General features: G+C 29.0%; 13 protein-coding genes. 1 reads left to right on the forward strand and 12 read right to left on the reverse strand.

The annotated features are described in order from the left end of the window. Positions 1-34: 34 nt before the first annotated feature. The gene (locus tag DAD81_RS13630; protein ID WP_111708834.1) at positions 35-1,234 is read right to left on the reverse strand and encodes an aminotransferase class I/II-fold pyridoxal phosphate-dependent enzyme; all 1,200 of its coding nucleotides are present in this window, start codon (positions 1,232-1,234) and stop codon (positions 35-37) included. Between the two features lie 156 nt (positions 1,235-1,390). Here DAD81_RS13630 and DAD81_RS13635 point away from each other — a divergent pair, with 156 nt between their 5' ends. Further along, positions 1,391-1,852: an Lrp/AsnC family transcriptional regulator gene (locus DAD81_RS13635; RefSeq protein WP_111708835.1), complete on the forward strand. Its 462-nt coding sequence runs from the start codon at positions 1,391-1,393 to the stop codon at positions 1,850-1,852. Between the two features lie 70 nt (positions 1,853-1,922). On the opposite strand, the gene DAD81_RS13640 is transcribed toward DAD81_RS13635, so the two are convergent. The 11 genes from DAD81_RS13640 to DAD81_RS13690 form a co-directional block, all read right to left on the reverse strand. Next, positions 1,923-2,495 carry a YceI family protein gene (locus DAD81_RS13640; RefSeq protein WP_111708836.1) on the reverse strand — a complete coding sequence of 191 codons (573 nt, stop codon included), beginning with the start codon at positions 2,493-2,495 and terminating at the stop codon, positions 1,923-1,925. A gap of 90 nt (positions 2,496-2,585) precedes the next feature. Beyond that, on the reverse strand, positions 2,586-3,236 hold the full coding sequence (locus DAD81_RS13645) for a YceI family protein (RefSeq protein ID WP_111708837.1): 651 nt from the start codon (positions 3,234-3,236) through the stop codon (positions 2,586-2,588). 99 nt (positions 3,237-3,335) lie between these two features. Next, positions 3,336-5,351, reverse strand: a complete 2,016-nt coding sequence (locus DAD81_RS13650) for a transglutaminase domain-containing protein (protein ID WP_111708838.1) — start codon at positions 5,349-5,351, stop codon at positions 3,336-3,338. A gap of 43 nt (positions 5,352-5,394) precedes the next feature. Further along, a complete protein-coding gene (locus tag DAD81_RS13655) occupies positions 5,395-7,416 on the reverse strand; it encodes a DUF3857 domain-containing protein (protein WP_111708839.1) in 2,022 nt (673 codons plus the stop codon). Between the two features lie 22 nt (positions 7,417-7,438). Further along, positions 7,439-9,349 (reverse strand): DUF3857 domain-containing protein, encoded by a 1,911-nt coding sequence (locus DAD81_RS13660; RefSeq protein WP_111708840.1) that lies wholly within the window; start codon positions 9,347-9,349, stop codon positions 7,439-7,441. Positions 9,350-9,417: 68 nt separating this feature from the next. Then, entirely contained in the window at positions 9,418-9,870 is a 453-nt protein-coding gene (gene dtd / locus DAD81_RS13665) for a D-aminoacyl-tRNA deacylase (protein ID WP_111708841.1), read from the reverse strand. Between the two features lie 3 nt (positions 9,871-9,873). Continuing rightward, on the reverse strand, positions 9,874-10,812 hold the full coding sequence (gene rsgA / locus DAD81_RS13670; protein WP_111708842.1) for a ribosome small subunit-dependent GTPase A: 939 nt from the start codon (positions 10,810-10,812) through the stop codon (positions 9,874-9,876). A 157-nt stretch (positions 10,813-10,969) separates the two neighbouring features. Continuing rightward, a complete protein-coding gene (locus tag DAD81_RS13675) occupies positions 10,970-13,954 on the reverse strand; it encodes a beta-galactosidase (protein ID WP_111708843.1) in 2,985 nt (994 codons plus the stop codon). 8 nt (positions 13,955-13,962) lie between these two features. After that, a complete protein-coding gene (locus DAD81_RS13680) occupies positions 13,963-15,405 on the reverse strand; it encodes an arylsulfatase (protein WP_111709071.1) in 1,443 nt (480 codons plus the stop codon). 276 nt (positions 15,406-15,681) lie between these two features. Continuing rightward, the gene (locus DAD81_RS13685; RefSeq protein ID WP_111708844.1) at positions 15,682-16,497 is read right to left on the reverse strand and encodes a 3-keto-disaccharide hydrolase; all 816 of its coding nucleotides are present in this window, start codon (positions 16,495-16,497) and stop codon (positions 15,682-15,684) included. Between the two features lie 129 nt (positions 16,498-16,626). Continuing rightward, a complete protein-coding gene (locus DAD81_RS13690) occupies positions 16,627-18,345 on the reverse strand; it encodes a hypothetical protein (RefSeq protein ID WP_111708845.1) in 1,719 nt (572 codons plus the stop codon). Positions 18,346-18,350: the final 5 nt, after the last annotated feature.

The raw sequence follows: 18,350 nt of genomic DNA on the forward strand, positions 1-18,350 counted from the left end.
AGTGAGGCTTATAATTTATAAAATCATTATATTCTTAAAGTATTCCTACTTTTTTCATACACATTCTCATTGCTCTATAGGTACGCTCAATATCATTATCCAAACCAATGGAAAAACGTACAATTCCATCTGAAAGCCCCATTTTTTGTTGTTCTTCTTCAGGAATTTCAGATGAAGTACTAGTTCCTGGAGCACTAAATAAGGTTTTATAAAATCCTAAACTTACAGCTAGATAACCCAAATTTTCATTTTGCATTAACTCCATAAGCTCATTTGCTTTTTCTATGTTTCCAACGTCAATTGTTAAGATTCCTCCAAAACCATATTCTTTATTATAGATTTCTTTAAAAAGATTGTAATCTTTATGACTTTTTAATCCTGGATACACAACCTTTAATCCATCATTTTCAAAATGCTCAGCTAAATAGAGGGCGTTTTCGCTATGCTTTTTCATTCTTATATGAAGTGTTCTAAGATTTTTTAAAACACTTGCAGATCTTAAACTATCCATAACTGGACCCAATAACATAGCTGCACCGTTGTTCACACTTCTTAAACTATCTATAAATTCTTGGCTACCACAAACTACACCTCCTACCGTATCATTTGTACCATTAATAAATTTAGTTAAACTATGAACCGTAATATCTGCTCCTAATTTTTGAGGTGAAATAATTAAAGGAGTAAATGTATTATCTACAACAAGTAAAATATTATGAGCTTTTGCAATTTTTGATAATTCTTTAATATTAGCCACCTCTAAAAGTGGATTGCTTATGGCTTCACAATAAATCATTTTTGTGTTTGGCAAAATTGCGTCTTCAATAGCTTTTAAATCTGTAATATCAATAAATGATGTTGAAATATTAAATTTTGGCACAAAGTTTTTTAAAAATGCATAACTACCGCCATAAATTGTTCTACTTGAAACTATATGATCACCTGCCCCGCAAACCTGCATAATTACAGATGTAATTGCTCCCATACCAGAAGCTGCAACATTTGCTGTTTCTGTGAATTCCATTGCAGCCAAAGCTTCACTTAAATATAAATTACTTGGGCTTGTATGCCGTGAATACAAATAGCAACCTTCTGCATGACCTTCAAAAGTATCAAGCATTGTTTTTGCGTGTAAGAATGTAAAAGTGGCAGAATCTGATATTGAAGGGTTAACCCCTCCATATTCTCCGAAATATTGTAAATCTTGAATTTTATTTGCTGGTTTATTGCTCATGATAATATACTTTATCTTATAAATTTACATAACATATATAATAATATCTACTAATATGCTTATATTTAGATAATATTACTTCTATATTATATTTTAAAAGATTTATTTTCTATATAATTTAAAATAAATGGAAAATTTCAGAAAAAATCACTTTATATGAATTCATTAGATACAACCGATAAAAAAATATTGAATATTCTTCAGCAAAATTCCAAAGTAAATATTAAAGAAATTGCTATAAAAATTGGTTTAACACAAACACCAACATATGAAAGGATTAAACGGATGGAGAAATCAGGTGTTATAAAAAAATACATAGCCACTTTAAACAAAGAAAAAATTGGTTATACAATTGAAGTATTTTGTCAAGTATCTTTATTAGTTCATTCCAAAGAATTGATAAACCGATTTGAGAAAGCTGTTAGTATTATGGAAGAGGTTATTGAATGCTATCACGTAGCTGGAAACTATGATTATTTATTAAAAGTAATTGTGAAGGATATGAGTAGCTACCAGAATTTTTTAAAAAACAAATTATCTGTTTTAGATTCTGTAGCCAATGTACAAAGTACTTTTGTAATGAGTTCTACAAAGGAAAACTCTTATTTTAGGTTATAAAAAAAAGGCTATTTAAAAAGTAAAATTTTCATTACTTTTTAAATAGCCTTTTATATTTTTAAAATTACTACTAGTTTGAAACTAATGTAACTTGTAATTCAAATTCATCATTAATAAACTTTTCTTTTAAATTATTAAAAAATGATTTAGACTTGTACTGAATATTAAAATCAGCTCTGTTTATTTTAATAACATCACTTTTAACAGTTACATCATCTCCAGATTTAATTACTTCAGCTAAAAATGAAATCTCTTTTGTAATTCCTTTAATGGTAATATCCCCCACAATTGTAACTTTATCCGCTTCAGCATTTTTAACATTTGTAATTTCAAATTTTGATGTTGTAAACACTTCAATTTCAAAAAAATCTTTAGACTTTAAATGACCTTCTAATTTACCACTTCCATCTGCATCTTTTATTGTTGTCATATCTGCTATAAAAGAGCCTCCTTTTAAATTATCTCCGCTCATTTCAATAGTACCAGATTGCAATTGAACAGTTCCATTATGTGATCCTGTAGGCTTAAAACCTTTCCAAGTTACACTTGATTTTGCAACATCAACATTTAACGGCTCTACTATGTTTGTAAAAGACATTGCTATAAATGCAGTGACTAATATTAAAATTCCTAATTTTTTCATTTTTATGTTTTTTTAGTTATGTAGATAATTAGTGTAATTTAAATAATAAAACTTACAAAAACACAAATTTTATTTACTAGCTTGCTTATACTAGTTTTTAGAAACTAAAATGTTGATAGAAATTTCAAATTCATCATCAATAAATTTATCCTTTAAATTTTCAAAAAACTTTTTAGATTTATACTGAATGTTATATGCTGTTCTATCTATTTTAAATGTTTCACTTATTAATGCAACTCCATTTTCTTTGTTTTCTAATTTTGCTGAAAATTGAATTGGTTTAGAAATTCCTTTAATAGTTAAATTTCCTTTTACCATTTCCCCATCAATTTCAGTTATTTCAAAAACTGAAGTTGTATTATTTTTCACATCAAAGAAATCTGCAGCCAATAAATGATCTACTAATTTTTTATTATACTCATCATCCGCAGGAATATCTAATACTGTAATTGATGACATATCAATATTAAATTTCCCATCTTTTATTTTTCCTTCAGAAATTGTTAAACTTCCGTCTTTAACTTTCACAGTTCCGTTATGGCTTCCTGTTGGTTTAAATCCTTTCCAATTTAAGGTTGAAGCTGCTGCATTTACTGAATAAACTCCATCACTTATTTTTACTGCTGATTTTTCAGATTTGTTAACTTCTTGTTTAACTTCTGGCTTATCATTCTTTTTTTCTGGTTTACAGGCTACAAATAACACACCTAATACAAGTGTAAATAAGAATACTTTTTTCATTTTCGATTATTTTTTGTTAATTCTTACAATTATACAATTTTAATATAAAACTATTTATTTCAACTTCTGTTTTTAATAATACATTAACAAACCTTAAAACTAGTTAGCTAATATTTTTCTTAATACAATTTGTTCTGCATTTTTTTTAACAATTTCCTTATAAAAATCTTTTAATTGCTGATAATATGTGGCTGGATAAATTACAGTATCAATGGATAATTCCGTTAACACATTAATTGATTTTCCGCTTTGAGTAATTTTAAACCTGTAAACTCCAAACTCATTCGGTAACCCAATCGCAATATCTTCTGGTACAGATTCTATTTCATACCCTTCAGGAATTTCTATACTTGATATATACTTTTTAGAAAATTTAGTATTGAAATTTACAGGATATTCTCTATTCTTTAACTTAAAGCTATTTTCATTAATACTGTTAAAAAATAATGGTTTAATGTAGTATCTATCACCTGCGGAAGTTATTGCATCTTCAGCCTCAAAAGTAAATAATTCATCTATTGGCTTATAAATATCCTTCTTGGCTCCAATTCTAATATTCCCTATTTCAATCCCTCCTTTTTCTTCTTCTAACTTGGAAATTTGCTCTTCTTCTTTCAAATGGTTATATGTATTTCTATAACGCATCGCATAATAATTTAAGTACTTAGTTCTACTCATCCCACTTATTGCTCCTTCTTCTCCAATCTTTATGGATAATGTTGAAGATATTTCTGACTTTTGTGAGTTTGTTAAAGAAATTTTATTAAAATAACCTTGTTCTCCAACAACAATACCTTCCCAATTCATGGCTCTTTTGGGTAAAATATTTGGCACTGCATTTTTCTCCGTCGCATCAAACAACAATAATTTTCCATCAATTTCTACAGAAGACAACACATAATTTAACCCGTTTAGAGTTGGAAAAATTGGAATCCCATTACTTCTAGTACTTGATAAGACTGGGTTAGAACTTAAACCCGCTTTTTTGAACATTGCCGTTAATACTAGATTTATATCTGCAACATTCCCCACACCAGTAGTATATGCTTTTCGAACTCCTTCATCTGTGGTAATTCCATTGTATTCATTCCATTTTATTTTACTCTTTACAAATTCGAAAATTGCAATTGCTTTTTCAGAATCAGATGAAACTTTTGAAAGAATAATTTCTAAATCATCCTTAAAGTAACTGCTTCTATTCAGTTCTAGCTCAAAATGACCCTCTTGGTAAATAGCTTTAGCAACATCCTCCCATGTTTTTGAATAATGTTTAATAACAGCACCAGGCATGTCTACAGAAGCTAATTCAAAAGATAAACTAGATTTATAATTATTAATATTATCTACATAATCCTCTTCAACTATTGCTGGTACATCTTCATTATCAATTAGAGTAATATTCTCTAAAAATTCAATTACCTCATTCGAATACTCAGTCTTAATTACTTTATCACCAGTTCTATTTTTAGAATTTAAGTTTATTCTACCATTCTTAGTCTCATTAGTTATATCAATTGAGCTATAACCGAGTTGCTTTCTATTATACTTATAGTATTCTGGGATCGTTATTTTACTTTGAATTTTTTTTATTGGAATTTCATATTGCAGTTCAACTTTATCAATACTTCTATAAGGTGAAGAAATTTTATATTTCCATTCAACAATACAGCCATCAGTTATATTTGGCATTGTAAACTTTTTAACTGATCTAAACTTATTTAGTTTTTCTTTAAATATTTCATTTTTTTTAAGCTTATAAACTTTTATTTTATCATTATTAAGCTCATAAGTTCTTGCATCGATTGAATGGACATCTTCATCCTCTCCCGTTTCGGGAGCATAATACCTAATTCTTTTAGTAGCCCAATCATATCCTTCTTTATTGTAAATTTTAATACGTTCATGTATATCAGTATAAACATAAAAACCTTCGTTTTGTTTATACCTAAAATAGGTTTTACGGTCTTTAAATAAAATTGCCGCATTCGCAGAAGAATCTAGTGGGTACACTTTTTCTTCTAATTCTATTTTTGAAATTTTTCCAAATTTATAATTTTGTCCTTTCACTGAAACTAAGGTAAGAACAGTAATCAATGTTAATAAAATCTTTTTCATAGTATAAAGTAATTGTTGATTTTTTGAAAGTTTGGTATTTTATTTATAATTCTGAACTTTTCTTTAATACAATCTGTTCCGAATTTTTTTTAACTATCTCTTTGTAAAATTCTTTTAATTCTTGATAATAACTTGCAGGGTATATAACAGTATTAATTGTCAACTCTGATAATGTAGTTATTCTGTTTCCTGCTTGCGAAATTTGGAACCTATAAACTCCAAAACTTTCTGGCAACCCAAAAGCGATACTTTCAGGTAATGATTCTACCTCATAACCTTCTGGAATTTCAATAATTGAAGTATTTTTTTTTGAAAATGTAGTTGTAAAATCAACAGGGTAGTCCCGATTTTCAAGTTTAAACTTATTTTCTTTTATACTATTAAACAATAAGGGTTTTACAAACATTTTATTATTAGAAGTGATTACCAGGTCTACACTACTAAAGGTAAACATCTCTGAAAGCGGCTTGTAAAGTTCTTTTTTGTTAGTTACTCTAACATTCTCAATTTCAATATTATCATTTGCTTCTTCTAATTTCGACATTAATTCTTCTTCATTTAAATCTCCGTAAGCATCTCGATAAAGCATTTCATAATAATTTGAATATTTTGTTTTACATAAACCTTTAATTCCTCCTTCACCATTCAATTTTGTAGATATAGTTGAACTAATTCCCGCTTTTTGAGAATTTAACAATGAAATTTGCTTAAAGTTACCTTTTGCTCCAACAAGAAGTCCTTTCCAATTTACAGCTCTTTGAGGAAGAATATTAGGTTTCGAATTCTTTTTACTGGCGTCAAATAAAATTATTTCTCCATGCATATTAACCGAAGCTAAAACATAATTAAGACCACTTAAGGTTGGAAAAATTGGAACCCCATGATTTCTTGTACTTAAAACAACAGGATAAGCACTTAAACCTGCTTCTTGAAGCATTGCTGTTAATAATAAATTTACATCCGCAATATTACCTACACCTTTATTATATGCGCTTTTAACTCCTTCATCTGTGGTAATACCATAATATTTATTCCATTTTACTTTTCTTTTTACAAACTCAAAAATTAAATAAGCCTTTTTTGTTTCATCTGTTACTCCCTTTATAAGTTCCGTTAATTCATCTTTAAAATAATTACGTTTTTCTAACTCCCCTCCAAAATCACTATCTTTATAAAGAGTTTCTACTACATCTCCCCAAGTAGTTGAAAAAGATTCGACAGGTTCATTTGGCCATTGAACACTAGACAATTCATAATAAACTGAGGATTTATAATTATTAATATTATCCACATAATCTTCCTCTAATATAGCAGGTACTTTCTCCATATTTATCGTTGCTATATTACTTGTATACCTTACAATTTCTGTAGAATAATTAGTTTTAACAGCTCCTCCTCCTTGACCAGTTCTTGATTTAAAAATTAACGAAATTTCATCATTTCTATCACTAATAGTCTTGTTTATGGATAGATACCCCAACTCTTTTATACTATACTTAAAGTATTCTGGAATCGTAATTTCACAAACTACTTTTTTAATTGGTATAGTATATTGTAATTCAACTTTACTAATTCCTTTATAAGGCGAATAAATATTATATTTCCATTCAATAACACAACCTTCAGATAAATTTGGCATTGTTATTTTTTTTTGAGACCAAAATTTATTCTTCTTTTCATCAAAAATTTGACTTTTTTGTATTTTATAGCCCTTTACTTTACCTCCTTCTAATACATACGTTTTTGCAGAAATTTTTGATACACTTTCATCATCACCAATATCTGGCTTATAGTATTCAATATTTTTAGAAGCCCATTTATACCCCTCTTTATTATATATTTTTATTCGTTCATGAATTTCAGTTCTTTGTTGAAACCCTTCTCCTTGGGTATAATTAAATGATGTTTTTCTACTCTTATATAAAACAACCGCATTTGCTGAAGAGTCTAACGGATACACTTTTTCTTCTAATTCAGCCTTTGAAACCTTTCCAAATCTATAATCTTGTCCTTTTGCTGAAATTAAGGTGAGAAAAGTAATCAGTGTTAATAAAATCTTTTTCATATTAAATAATTTTAATTTTAGATTATATTGATAGAATCATTTTTGAATTATCATACCTCTTAATTTTTTTCAAAAAAGCTCTATATAACTCATAATCTTCTTTGGGGTAGTTACCTGCATCTATTTGTAATTTCCTTTTAAAAAGAATATTACTTTCATCTACTTTTTCTATGGTTAATGAATAAGAACCATATTTAGAAGCTAACTCTGTACTTTTAGGTAAATAATCAAGCTTTAAATTATTAGGTAATTTTATAGTAACCTCATCAACATCTAAATAACCTCTTGAAATAACAAATGGCAACTTTCTATTTCTAATTTTTTTTGGAACAGAATTTAACATGTTAAAAGCGTTGATAGGAACTAATAATTGACTATTAGTTTTAGAACCATAATTTGTTGCTGTAAAATCTAGCTTCTCTATGAATTTACCTTCTTTTTTGTTGTTTAAAACTTCAATATTTGAGAACTCAATATTATTTATGTGCGACAAATATTTTTTAAACAGTACATCCAATTCTTTTGGACTCTCTCCATCATTTCTCATTAAATTATCATCATATTGAGTACCTGATGATTCAATAATTAAACTTGCTTCAATACTTCCGCCTTCTTTTAGAGAATAACTTCCTTTTGTAAATTGATAATTCTCTTCTGATTTGTATATTTTAGTATGCTTTATCTTCCCCCCTTCTGGCGTTACAACCAAAACATCTCTATCATCAGTAAAACTCCCCAAATGTCCAAAAGGATTTTTTTGACTTGTACATTCTAACCATATATCACCATTATCCGTTGGAAGGTTTAAAATAATATGATTACCCTGAACAGATAAAAATTCATTAGAAATATCTCTTTTTGTTCTGCCTCCGTAAATTATAGTATAATTTGATTTTACTCCGGCAGCATCCATTAACGCTTTTGTGTAATTACTTAAAGCCTTACAGTCTCCATAACCCAATCTATCAACATCTGCTGCCAACATTGGCTTAAAACCTCCTATCCCAACTTGTACGCTTATATACCTTACTTTATTTTGAACAAATTCGTAAACTATTTTTGCCTTTTCAACTGGATCGACAACTTTAGCAGTTAAACTTCGTATTTTTTGTTTTGTTCCTTCATCTAATTCTTGAGTGTTTTTCAATAAATTATCATAGTACCATATTCCAAAATCTTTCCAATTTGTGGCCTCGCCATCTACTCCTTCTAAACTAAATTTATTTATTCCAAATTGTACAGTTGGTAACACTTTTCTTAATGACGGTGTATAACCTTCACTTTTTAAGGCAAGTATTTCTTTAATTTCATATGATAAAACACCTGGTTTTTCAACTTTTAAAACATCTGAACCTTCAAAGTTTTTTTCTACTTTATTTAAAGTAATTCCAGAAGGATACTTAATCTCAAATTTTGCATTTTGAATACTTTGATAGTAGCTTCCATTTAAAATCCAATCAGGTATAAAGGCAGTATTTGAAGTTTTTATTTCGTACCTATAATAAATAGTATAGGGATACGATATAGGAGTATAGCTATAATATATTAACCTACCATCATTAAAAAGTGAAAAGCCATCTTGAGCGCTGAAATCTTTAAACTCGCTTTTTTTTATTTTTTTTATTTCTTTCCCTGTAGCATTATAAATATAGGCTTTTACATTACTATAAGACCTTCTCTTATCATAATCAATTCTGATATTTGCATATTTATCAGCTAACTTATTATAAATTGTCACAGCCGTTTCAACCTTTATTGTCATTTGATCTTGAGATTCTACCTCAATGAAAAAATTATCTAACCTTACAATACTATTAGCATCTTTTTTTAAAGTTTCTGGAATTAAGTTTACGTTAAAATCGTAATCTTGAGTATAAGAAATAGTGGAATACAGCAGCAAAGCTACCATAGCAATCTTTATGGAGAATTTCATAGAATTATTTTCCTACAAAAAAACAAAAAAAAACAAAATTCCTCTATGATTTAAGTCATATTACAAATCTAAACCCTATGTTTAGTATCTATAATAATAGTTACAGGCCCATCATTAATTAAAGAAACCTTCATATCTGCACCAAATTCACCGGTTCCAACTTTCTTCCCAAATTCTATTTCGAACTGGTTTACTAATTGATTATATAAAGGAATGGCAACATCAGGTTTTGCTGCGTTTATATAGGAAGGTCTATTACCTTTTTTTGTGCTTGCTTGCAAAGTAAACTGACTCACAATAATTGCTTCTCCATCAACATCTCTTAATGACTTATTCATTACTTCATTTTCATCATTAAAAACACGAAGATTAGCTACTTTTTTAGCCAACCAATCAATATCTGTTTTGGTATCATCAGATACAATACCAACTAAAATTAAGAGTCCGTCATTAATTTTACTTACAACTATATTATCTATTGTTACTGAAGCTTCAGAAACTCTTTGAATAACAACTTTCATTTTTTAACTATAAATATCTGTTCTATAATGTTCTTCATCTCCTTCAACCATTTGTATATAACTGGCATACCTAGAGTAAGCAATTTCACCATTTTCAACAGCATCTTTTACAGCACACTTTGGTTCATTTATATGCATACAATTATTAAATTTACAAGCTGATTTTATTTTAAAAAACTCTGGAAAATAATCTGTAATCTGATTTGGCTCAAAATCTACAACTCCAAATCCCTTTATACCAGGTGTATCAATTATATATCCTCCAAAACTCAACTTAAACATTTCGGCAAAAGTAGTTGTGTGCATACCTTGTTTATGTTGTTTTGAAACCTCTTTGGTTTTTAAATTAAGAGAAGGTTCAATAGCATTTATCAATGTTGATTTTCCAACACCAGAATGACCAGAAAACATTGTAGTTTTGTTTTCCATAAGTTCTTTTACTTCATCTAAACCAATTCCTTTAGTAGCAGAAATGGCAATGCACTTATAACCAATATCTGAATATGTTTCATCAAGCATTGCTAATTTATCTAATTCCTCATCAGAGTAAGAATCTAATTTATTAAAGAGAATAACCGATTTTATATTATATGCTTCAGCAGTTGCCAAAAACCGGTCTATAAACCCCGTAAATGTTGGCGGATTATCAATGGTAACAATTAAAAAAGCAATATCTATATTTGCTGCAATTATATGTGTTTGTTTTGATAGGTTTACAGATTTACGAATAATGTAATTTTTTCTATCATTAATTTTATTAATAACTCCTGTTTCTTTCCCTTCTTCATATTCAAATTTTACAAAATCACCAACTGCAACAGGGTTTGTACTTTTAATTCCTTTAATTCTGAATTTACCCTTTAACCTACAATCTATCGAATTATTATCATCATCAATAACTGTATACCAGCTTCCTGTAGATTTTGTTACAACTCCTTTCATAAATTCCCTTTAAATTTCAACAAATATAAACCAAACTATTAAACTTAATAATAGTTACATCCCAAATAAACTAACTTTCTAAGTTAATGATTTATAAAATAAAAAATGACTTTTATATAAAAGTCATTTTTTTAAGTTCCTTATTTTGAAAAATTATTTATTCCTTCAAAATTTTTACAGTTATTAACGGTTCGTTTTTAAGTTTAATTTTCGCAATATATACACCTGTTGGATAGTGCTCTAAATTTAATTGAATTTTACCATTTTGAATTTTAATTACTTTTGTTGAAAGTTTTTGAGATTGAAAATTAAACAATTCTACTTCAACTAATTTTTCTTCTACATTTAATGGTATTTCCACATAACTCTTTGTTGGGTTTGGAAATGCCTTAATCATATATTCATTTAATGAACCTTCACAAGTTACATTTGATTTTACAGAAATTTTATCACCCGTTTTAATATCAATTAAGAAATTATTCATAGAGGTATTCAATACATTCTCACCATTAACTTGAACATTAAACGGTGCTGTTCCTTTTATAATTTCCACTGAAGCTTTATGGTTTAAAAAACTGATTTTCCCTGAAATTTCTGAAGCCTTTTCCACTTTTACCTTATAACATTGCTCTAAACTATTTAAAGATTTTATACATAAAATATAAGAACCAGGTGCTATATCTTCAAATTCAACTTCATTTGTAAAAACCTTTTTCACACCATTTAAATCTGCTGTAAATTCTTCATCTCCATCAATTGAAATTTTTACATTTCCATTTTTTTCATTTGGACAAGTTTCTCCAATAACTTCAATATTAAAATTTTTAACCGCAAGTTTTTTTTCTGAAACAGCCAATAAAAGAACACCCTCGGGCTTCATAATAAATGGAGATTTTATTTTTTCTCCAGTAATTAAATTAGTTATTTCCGAATTTGATATTCCTTTTAAAACCAACTTAACAGAGGCGCTTTCTTTCCCTACATTAACTATTGAAACAACATTTTCACCTGCATTATTTTTATAAGACCTCCATGTACACCCTTTTAAGTTTAAACTGTTAGATTCTGTTAAAATCACATTTGGCAATCTGTTTTTAGCTTCCATTAAATCTAATGCTTTTGAAGAAATATCCCCAAAACTTGATCCTGAAATTAAAACACCTCCATTATCTGTATTTAAACTTTTCGTATGAGGTTCACCATATTCATTTTTCTTTAAACTTTCTGAATCTAAAATAATAGTTCCTCCATTATTTAAATATTCTTGTAGTCCATCTAATTCACTTTCTGTAACAAACTCTGTATTATAAACCAACACTACATCCCATAAAGAGTTATTTTGTTTTTTTATAATGTTTTCAGTTGCAAAACCAAGGGATAAACCTTCAAAGTATAGCGATTCATAAAGCTCAAAAATACCATCCATATGATTGGTTTTATTTAAAGCTGATGCCTCGGAATAAAAAATACGAATTGGTTTTCTTAAATTTTGTAAAACTGTAATATCTTCTGAAAATGTATTTAAATCCATTAAAGTTGATGCCACTTCATTCACTACTCTTGGTTGCTGATTGTTGGAACCTGCATATCCTTTATCTGAACTATTTCTTACAGAACCATCTTCTCTTCTTGACCAATACCACGTTTGAACAACATTTAAACCTTGAACATATGCCAACCAATAAGTCATACGCGCATATGATTTTTTTTGATATAAATCTCTTGATTTAGTTGTTGATAAGAAATGTCCTTCTGAATTATAATTTATTTTATTTAGACTTATTGATTTGAAAAAATCATAAGACATTGCCAATTCTCTCCATTCAAAATTATAACGACTTTCCCATTCTTCAGTTGGTCCCCACATATAATTATTATGCGAGCCTGCATCGTTTCCTAAAATTTCACTCTGGCTCATTAACGCTTCAAAATCCAATCCATAATCTCTTGCGTTTCCACTCCACATTTTAGGAATTAACTTAATATGGGTTTTAGCTTTGGAGTCATGTTTTTGAATTTCACTTCTTAAAAATGAAAACCATTCTGTTACCCGATCCATATTAAATCGTTGCCAATCGTACCACATTGGTGTTCCTCTTAAAGATATTTCAATAGGAATATCAATTGTAATGTCATTAAATGATGAAAAACTCTTACCCCATAAAGCATTTAAATCTGAAATTGAAGTATGCTTTGTTTTCAGCCAAATTCTAAACTTAGCTTTTGTAAATTCTGAAACAGGTCCGCTAGCCCAAACTTTTTTACTTCCATCTTTTGTGGTAATAAAATGAGGTTCATTGGCTAACATATAACCCAATTCTGTATATTTTTTATTAGCCATTTGAGGTACAGTTCCACCAAGTAGCAATCCTTGCATTTCTAGAGCTCCGGGATTATCAATATCATAAGCCGTATAAGTATCTTCTCGCATTTTAAAGCCAGGACCGTATTTAGTTTCTGCCCAATTAGGAACATTTTTATGATTTAAAAACACACTTCCAAATCTCCCTCCATCCGTTTTGCTTTGAATATCGTTGAGTAAATTATCTTTTATAGTACCATTGGCATTTGTTACAGAAGTTGGAGTCATAAAAACCCCATCTTTATCACCAAAATACTCGGTTAATTCAGGTATACTCGGTTTCCAAGTATAATCATCTAAAAATACTGGTTTCCCATTTTGAACAACTTTATTACCCTCTATTGAAACCTTTGCCCAATCAATTTTAGGAATTGGTTTTCTCTTTAATTCACCATTAATTAGTTTAGTTAAATATGTTGTTGCGTCATCTAACATTAAAACAATTTCATTTCTTTCAAAATCTGGTAAATCTGCCGCCATTTTAGCTGCATTATCTCTATAAATTTGAACTTCGTTAAAATAACTAGTGTTTTCAGTTAAATGGTTTTCATCCCAATTTGCATATTTAAGAAACACTTCAGCAGTTCTAATTGTCATTTTTTCTTTGGAAGCATCAATCCCTGCTTCTTCTGCTTTTTCAATAAGAACCTCTAAATCTGTTATTTTAGATTTTGCAGTTTGCTCTAGTTGAGCATATAAACTATTAGTCACTATTAAAAATAAAAGCAACACAACTAAAGTAGTATTGCTTTTATATAAACATTTATTTAATATTTTCATGTTCAATCTTAAAATGGAAATAATTCTGATGGTTCACTTGCATCAACCATTAATTGCTTTAATTCTTTTACTATTTCTGGATGATTTTTAGCTAAGTTATTGTTTTCACTAATATCTTTCGATAAATCATACAATTCAAATTCCCCTGGTTTTTTTGCTTTTATATTGTACCAAACACCTTTCCAGTTATCTTTTCTTATGGCTTTTCTACCATTTTGAATACTAAATTCCCAATACAAATAATCGTGTTGTTTTTGTGTGTTTTCACCTAATAAAGTAGGTAATAATGAAATTCCATCAATATCTTTTGCTCCTTCAACTTTAGTAATATCAGCTATTGTTGGCATAATATCCCAAAATGCAGAAACAAAGTTAGATGTGCTACCTTCTTTAACTTTTCCCGGCCAAACAACTACAAAAGGAGTACGAATTCCTCCTTCATATAAATCCCTTTTTATTCCTTTTAATCCTCCTGCTGAGTTGAAAAATTCTGGATCTGCACCTCCCTCAGCATGAGGCCCATTGTCACTTGCAAACATAATTATAGTATTATCTGCAATCCCCAATTCATTTACTTTATCAACTATTTGACCAACATAAACATCTAACCTATCTATCATTGATGCAAAAGCTGCATGAGGCATTTCTTGAGAACAATATTCTTTAGGAATAATATCTGGTCCATAATCTGATGTATAACTAGCATCACTTGTTAATGGTGTTTCTTCAAATTTCCCTTTATATTTATTGAAAATAGAATCATTTGGTGAAATAAGTTCTGCATGTGGTAACACAAGTGGTACATAAGCAAAAAATGGTGTTGCTTTATTTTCTTCAATGAATTTTAAAGTTGCCTCTTGAATTTTATCCGGAGCATAGGTAACCGTATTTATCCAATCATTACCTTCTAATAATACTTTATTCTGATTTTCCCAAAGGTGTGGAGGATAATAACGGTGTGCCATACGCTGACAATTATACCCATAAAAAACATCAAACCCTTGATTGTTTGGATCACCTTCATTAAAACCCAATCCCCATTTTCCAAAAGCACCTGTTTTATAACCTGCTGTTTTTAATACTTCTGCAATTGTAACAGATTCAGCTGGTAAAGGAATTTGCCCCTCTTCATTTAATTCTTTATTTCCTCTAATTGGTGTATGTCCTGTATGTTCACCAGTCATTAATGAAGATCTAGAAGGTGCACAAACAGCAGAACCAGTATAATGTTGTGTAAATTTCATCCCTCTGGTTGCTAAAGCATCAATATTTGGAGTTTTAATTTTTTGTTGACCATAACAACTTAAATCACCATAACCTAAATCATCCGCTAAAATATAAATGATATTTGGTTGTTTAACTTCTTGTTTTATTGCTTCTTCTTGTTTTTTTGCTTTACCGCATGAAACGGCCAAAAGCAGACCTAAAAGCATTAATAGAAACTTATTCATAATTTTTATTTTTGGTTCTCCATTTTTTGTTATTACATTTCCTTGTACTTCGAATGTGCTCAGCAATCGGTCACTGATTGCCTTTCAAACTAAGCACATAATAAACTTTTGCCCAAGTGTTATTATTCATCCTTTGTTTTTTTAAAATAAGGTATTTGTGATTCTTTAATTTTAAAGCCTTTTTAAATATTTTTAATTTTAACAGTGTGAGATTCTTTACTACTGTTCAGAATAACATAAATAACGACTTTATTAAATTTAATAGGCATACATTTTCTAATCTAAAAATTCTCCAATTGGAAGTTCTTTATCAAATTCTTTAATTTCTATATTTCTGTAAAAAATTTCAGCAGTTTCAGATTGAAAACCAATTATCCCTTCACTAACTTTAAGATTTACTCCCATGTTTACTATTTCACCATTTAATTTATGGATACAATATTTATCTCCCATTACAATAACTTCGCACTTATTCCACTTATCATTTAATCCGTTAAATTTAGATGGTTTAGAGGCTAAATGCTCTCCGTTTTTCATTGGTTGAAGAATACCTCCTTTATCTGGATTTAAAAAAGTATTTCCGCCTTCTGCTGTATACCATTGCAATAAATTTCCAGCCCAAAAGTCTCCTGTATGGTTTTCATTTTTAATATGATTGTACCTTACTTGATATTCAATTCCTTTAGGCCAAATTTTATCATCTGTAACATGGTAATAACAACCCGCATCATATTGAAATTTATCGAAATTATTGGCTATTTTAGTCCCCCATTTGTATTCGAATCTCAAAATAAATTTACTGTATTTTTTTTTGGTATAAAACAGCCCATGTGTATCATTCTTGCCTGTATTTAAATTTATTGAATCTGGAAATTGATCATTAAATACATGAATCATATCATCTTCTATGGAATACACTTTGTTCGCCATTTCCATATCTCCACTTCTAATTTTCAGATACCAACCAGTCCAGTTTTTACTATTGTGCAATTTTACAAAACCATTGTTTTGATTCTTGTTTTTACAAGAGATAATAAGAACTCCAAATACTGCAATTGCTATAACACTATTTACTAAATACCTTAATTTCATTTTATAATTTTATTAAAGTTAAAAAATCTGAAGTTAGAAAAACATTTTTCAAAACTACAGACTTTTCATAATAACATTTGCCTTAAATAATGAGTTTGATTGCAAATTACAATCAAACTCATTTACTTATTAAGTTCTAGGAACCAATGGTATCCATTTTACAGCATCAAAATACATTTTTTGAGCACCAGAAACTCCTGGATTATTAGATATATCAACCTTCAAATCAAAACGTTTCCCTGATGGTATTGCACCAGTTGTAACAACTTGACTTATTTCTACCCATTCACCTCTTGGTAAATTTTCAATGTCCCATTCTAATAATTGAAAAGGTACTTGAATTGCTGTTGTAAACATTTTCATTGTATTTCCAGGTTCCAAATATATCATGTAAGATATTCTATAAGTTCCTTCAGGAATTCCGTTAGGTTTAGAAAAATCTGAACCTTGTAATGTCATATTTTTAGATAAATCAAATTGATATACAACGCTAAAATTACCTTCAAATACTTTCTCATCTGTTTGTTGCCAAATTGGAGCTGAAGTTGATCCATTATCATCATTAGAATTACCTACCCAATATCCAAATAGCATAGCCGATTTCCAAAAATCTGCTCTGTTCTTCTCATAACTACTCCAATCATTATCAAGTACATTTTCACCTAAATCAAATTTAACCGGAACTGCATCAAAATCTACCAATACTCTTTCATCAACAGAAACAATATTACCTCCATTAAATGAAACTTCTATTTCATCTGTATTAAATACAGCATCAACTAACTTTATTTCAATTAAAGTTGCATCTTCTTTATTTATTGAAACAGATTCAATTGCTACATTTTGATCAAATCCTGCTGCTTCATTTGTAACATGAACAGTAAAGAAATCTTTCTGATTTACAGCTTCAGCAGCCTCACCTGTTACAGCGAATGAAATAACACGATCTTCCAATTGAGCATTACCACCTATTACAAATGGTTTTGTTGAAGGCAATACTTCAATATTTAATGGAATTAATTTATTTCTAGTATATTTTGGTATTGAATCTCCAGCTCTCGAAGACTCCATGTTTGCAGTAAACACACCTAATTTATTATATTTAATAACAGCTGTATCTTTAGAACTTACATCTGGTTTTCCTCCATTTAAATAAAACTTTCTAGAAGAAGGTCTCCCAATTGTACTTTTATCTACATATACTAATTCCTCACCCGCTTCAATAGAAACCGTTGGCCAGCTACTTGCTGATTCTTCAGTTGGATCTTGAGAAGCATCTAAAGTTATTACTTCAACTAATGTTGGGTTCTCAGGGTCTACACTATAATCATATTTAAACACTTTACACTCAGGATTTGTGTTTTTAAAAACATCAATAGTAAATACTTTTTCAACTTGCCAATAGTCTCCTACCAAAACAGCATCAGTTACTGAATCTTTAAATGTATCAAAAAGTATAACTTCTTTAACTCCTGCCTCCGTAAAAAGCACATTAATTAAATCATCATTTGAAACTAATGAAGTAGAAGGAACAATAAATTTATCATAAATAGAATCTGTTTCTGTAAACTCTTTATTCAAAAACTTCCCAGATTCTGGAATAGTCCATTGGTGACTTAATGCATTCTCAGACACATCGAAAAAACCAACGTAAGTATCTAAATTTATTACTTTTTCACTTTCACGAGAGGTTGTTTTAGTTCCACTTGTGTACCATTTAAAACTTGAAAAGTCATCACTAACTCCAATAAAATCTTCCGCCAGTGAAATATCATCATCTGTACAACTTGTTGTGAAAGTAATAACGCTCAACAACAAAATTGCCCATGTTTTTATTTTTGTATTCATAATTC

The organism is Lutibacter citreus, assembly GCF_003260195.1.
GTDB classification, from domain to species: Bacteria; Bacteroidota; Bacteroidia; order Flavobacteriales; family Flavobacteriaceae; genus Lutibacter; species Lutibacter citreus.

Bases quoted from the DNA above. Each gene is read 5' to 3' on its own strand.
- DAD81_RS13690 (WP_111708845.1), bottom strand. From the start codon at position 18,345: ATGAATACAAAAATAAAAACATGGGCAATTTTGTTGTTGAGCGTTATT.
- DAD81_RS13650 (WP_111708838.1), bottom strand. From the start codon at position 5,351: ATGAAAAAGATTTTATTAACATTGATTACTGTTCTTACCTTAGTTTCA.
- DAD81_RS13680 (WP_111709071.1), bottom strand. From the start codon at position 15,405: ATGAATAAGTTTCTATTAATGCTTTTAGGTCTGCTTTTGGCCGTTTCA.
- DAD81_RS13645 (WP_111708837.1), bottom strand. From the start codon at position 3,236: ATGAAAAAAGTATTCTTATTTACACTTGTATTAGGTGTGTTATTTGTA.
- DAD81_RS13630 (WP_111708834.1), bottom strand. From the start codon at position 1,234: ATGAGCAATAAACCAGCAAATAAAATTCAAGATTTACAATATTTCGGA.
- DAD81_RS13660 (WP_111708840.1), bottom strand. From the start codon at position 9,349: ATGAAATTCTCCATAAAGATTGCTATGGTAGCTTTGCTGCTGTATTCC.
- DAD81_RS13640 (WP_111708836.1), bottom strand. From the start codon at position 2,495: ATGAAAAAATTAGGAATTTTAATATTAGTCACTGCATTTATAGCAATG.
- dtd (WP_111708841.1), bottom strand. From the start codon at position 9,870: ATGAAAGTTGTTATTCAAAGAGTTTCTGAAGCTTCAGTAACAATAGAT.
- DAD81_RS13655 (WP_111708839.1), bottom strand. From the start codon at position 7,416: ATGAAAAAGATTTTATTAACACTGATTACTTTTCTCACCTTAATTTCA.
- DAD81_RS13635 (WP_111708835.1), top strand. From the start codon at position 1,391: ATGAATTCATTAGATACAACCGATAAAAAAATATTGAATATTCTTCAG.
- rsgA (WP_111708842.1), bottom strand. From the start codon at position 10,812: ATGAAAGGAGTTGTAACAAAATCTACAGGAAGCTGGTATACAGTTATT.
- DAD81_RS13675 (WP_111708843.1), bottom strand. From the start codon at position 13,954: ATGAAAATATTAAATAAATGTTTATATAAAAGCAATACTACTTTAGTT.
- DAD81_RS13685 (WP_111708844.1), bottom strand. From the start codon at position 16,497: ATGAAATTAAGGTATTTAGTAAATAGTGTTATAGCAATTGCAGTATTT.